The organism is Streptomyces sp. NPDC032940 (genome assembly GCF_040636935.1).
In the GTDB taxonomy this organism is placed as follows: Bacteria; Actinomycetota; Actinomycetes; order Streptomycetales; family Streptomycetaceae; genus Streptomyces.
Map to the genome: position 1 here is coordinate 1 of NZ_JBEZVJ010000073.1, position 3,587 is coordinate 3,587.

Annotated in this window: 1 protein-coding gene; it reads right to left on the bottom strand. The window is 72.8% G+C overall.

Features of this window, described 5'->3' with window-relative positions; all coding sequences use genetic code 11:
• On the bottom strand, positions 1 to 3,587 hold a 3,587-nt coding region (locus AB0E77_RS34075; protein ID WP_361578859.1), incomplete at both ends, for a beta-ketoacyl synthase N-terminal-like domain-containing protein.

A 3,587-nucleotide genomic window follows, 5' to 3' on the forward strand; every position in this document is an offset into this window, starting at 1 on the left:
GCAGCGACCGACAGCCGACCATTCCAGTCGGCAAGGCGCTTGCCCACCTCGTCAGCACCCAGCGAGACGGACACCATGCCACCACGTCCGGACAGGGCGCGAATCGCCTGGCTGCGCAGCGCGACCACCTTCGCGGCGTCCTGCAACGACAGGGCCCCGGCCACGCACGCAGCGGCGATCTCACCCTGCGAATGACCGATCACCGCAGCAGGAGCGACACCATGCGAACGCCACACCTCGGCCAGCGACACCATGACCGCCCACAACACAGGCTGCACCACATCGACCTGCTCAAGCCAGGCATCCGCGTCCGCATCCCGCAGCATGTCGATCAGCGACCAGTCCACGAACGGGGCGAGCGCAGCCCCACACTCGGCGATCCGCTCCGCGAACACCGGGGAGGTGTCAAGGAGTTCGGCCGCCATGCCCGCCCACTGCGAACCCTGCCCCGGGAACACGAACACCGCCTGCCCGCGGGAGCCCGCGACGCCGCCCACCACGCCGGGCAGCGTGCGACCATCAGCCAACGCGTCGAGTCCGTCGAGGAGTTCGTGCCGGTCGCCTGCCAGGACCACGGCGCGGTGCTCGAACAGAGACCGCGTCGTCGCCAGGGACAGACCGACATCCACCGGCGACAGGTCCGCCCGGTCGCGTACGTACGCGGCGAGCTGTTCCGCCTGGGACTGGAGCGCGCTCTCCGAACGGCCGGACACCACCCACGGCACGACCACGGGAGGCTCGGCGTCGGCAGTTGGTTCCGCCGTCGCGGGCGATGCCGTAGGCGCCTGTTCCAGCACGGTGTGGGCGTTCGTTCCGCTCATGCCGAAGGAGGAGACACCGGCGCGGCGCGGACGGCCCGTCTCCGGCCACGGCTCGTCCTGGGCCAGCAGCCGTACGGCTCCGGAGGACCAGTCGACGTGCGGGGTGGGTTCGTCCAGGTGGAGCGTGCGCGGCAGTACTCCGTGCTGCATGGCGAGGACCATCTTGATCACGCCGGCCACACCGGCCGCGGCCTGGGTGTGCCCGATGTTCGACTTGATGGAGCCGAGCCACAGCGGCCGGTCCTCGGGACGGTCCTGGCCGTACGTGGCCAGCAGCGCCTGTGCCTCGATCGGGTCGCCGAGCTTCGTGCCCGTACCGTGCGCCTCCACCACGTCGACCTCGGTGGCGGGCACCCGGGCGTTCGCCAGCGCGGCCCGGATCACGCGCTGTTGCGAGGGACCGTTCGGCGCCGTCAGGCCGTTGCTCGCGCCGTCCTGGTTGATGGCCGTGCCGCGAATGACGGCCAGCACATGGTGCCCGTTGCGCTGGGCGTCGGACAGTCGCTCCAGCAGGAGGACACCGACGCCCTCGGCCGGTCCGAAACCGTCGGCGGCGGCGGAGAACGGCTTGCAGCGGCCGTCGGCTGCCAGACCTCGCTGGCGGCTGAAGCCGACGAAGGTCCACGGCGTGGACATGATCGCGGTGCCGCCGGCCAGAGCCAGCGGGCACTCGCCTCGCCGCAGCGACTGGACGGCCATGTGCAGGGCCACCAGCGAGGACGAGCAGGCGGTGTCGACGGCCACGGCGGGGCCCTCGAACCCGAAGGCGTAGGCGAGGCGCCCTGAGGTGACGCTGAGGGCGTTTCCGGTGACCAGGTAGCCCTCGACGCCGTTCGAGGGGTCGTGGGTGCCGGTGCCGTATCCGTGCGTGCCAGCACCGATGAAGACGCCGGTCTCGGTGCCCTTCAGGGACGCGGGGTCGATGCCCGCACGTTCGAACGCCTCCCAGCCGGTCTCCAGGAGCAGCCGTTGCTGCGGGTCCATCGCGGTCGCTTCACGCGGTGAGATCCCGAAGAACGCCGGGTCGAAGCCGGCCGCGTCGGCCACAAAGCCGCCGTGCCGCGTGTACGTCTTCCCGGGCGCCTCGGGGTCGGGGTCGTACAGCCCGTCCACGTCCCAGCCGCGGTCCTCGGGGAACGTGGAGATGGCGTCGCGGCCCTCGGTCAGCAGCTCCCACAGTTCTTCGGGTGACCGGACGCCGCCGGGCAGGCGGCAGCTCATCGCGACGATGGCGATGGGCTCCTCGTCCGACGCGGCCCGGACCGCGGGTGCCGGGGCCGTGGGGGCGTCGTCCTGGCGGCCGAGGAGCTCGCCGTACAGGTGGTTCACCAGGGCGACGGGCGTCGGGTGGTCGAAGATGAGGGTGGCCGGCAGTCGGCACCCGGTGGCGGTGTTGAGCCGGTTGCGTAGCTGGACCGCGGTGAGGGAGTCGAAGCCGTGCTCCTTGAAGGAGAGTTCGGGCTCGATCCCGTCCGGTGTGGCGTGCCCGAGCACGCCGGCGGCCTGGTCCTGCACCAGACGCAGCAGGATCCGCCGCCGTTCCGTGTCCCCCGCGCGCAGCAGGCTCCGGCGCAGGGCCGACTCGTCCCCGTCCGCCGCCTGGGCCAGCGTGCGGCGGCCCACGGGGTTCCGGGCCGGCCCGTCGGCCGCACCACGGAGGGCGAGGTCGGTCACGGCCGTCAGCTGCTCCGGCGACACGGGGCGCGTCACCAGGGCGTCCACGGTCGCGACGGGTGTTCCCGCCGCGTCGGCGACCAGTACCGACCACCCGTCGGGCCCGGCCGGCGCGAGCCGCACCCGCAGCATCGAGGCACCGGTCGCGGACAGTGACACGCCGCGCCAGACGAAGGGCAGCCGTGTGTCCCCGGCGGCGCCACCGTCCAGTGCCCCCGAGCCGAGGCCCGCTTGCAGGGCCGTGTCGAGCAGCACGGGGTGCAGTCCGTAACGGGTCACGTCCGCTCGTTCCGCCTGCGGCAGCGTCACCTCGGCGAACACCTCGTCGCCGCGCCGCCAGGCCGCCTCGAGCCCACGGAACACCGAACCGTAGGACACTCCGGTCTCGGCCAGCCGGTCGTAGAAGCCGGCCAGGTCGACCGTCCGGGCGTCGGCGGGCGGCCACTCGCTCAGCTCGCCGCCCGTCGCCCGTCCCTCGGGCACGGTGTGGAGAACAGCGGAGGCATGCCGGGTCCAGGGCCCCTCACCGGAGTCCTCGGAGCGTGCGTACACCTCCGCGGCACGCGCCCCGTTCCCGTCCGGTCCGCCGACGACCACCTGGACCTGTACGGCACCCCGCTCCGGCAACGCCAGCGGAGCCTCCAGCGTCAGCTCCTCCACCAGGTCACAGCCGACCGCGTCCCCGGCACGCAACGCCAGTTCGACGAACACGGAAGCCGGCAGAAGCGGCGTGCCCTGCACCAGGTGTTCGGCGAGCCAGGGGTGCGTACGCAGCGACCAGCGTCCTGTCAGCAACACCCCGTCCGAGGCGGGCAGCGTCACTGCCGCGCCCAGCAGGGGGTGATCGGCGGACGAGAGCCCGGCCGACGCGACGTCGCCCTGACGGTCGAGGGACGGTTCGATCCAGTAGTGCTGCTCCTGGAAGGCGTAGGTGGGCAGGTCGACGCGCCGGGCACCCGCACCCGCGAACACACCGGCCCAGTCGACGGCCGCACCGCCGACGAACGCCTCGGCGGCGGAGGCCAGGTAGCGCTCCGGGCCGCCTTCACCGCGGCGCAGCGTACCGACCGCCGTGACGGGGGTGTCGGTGTG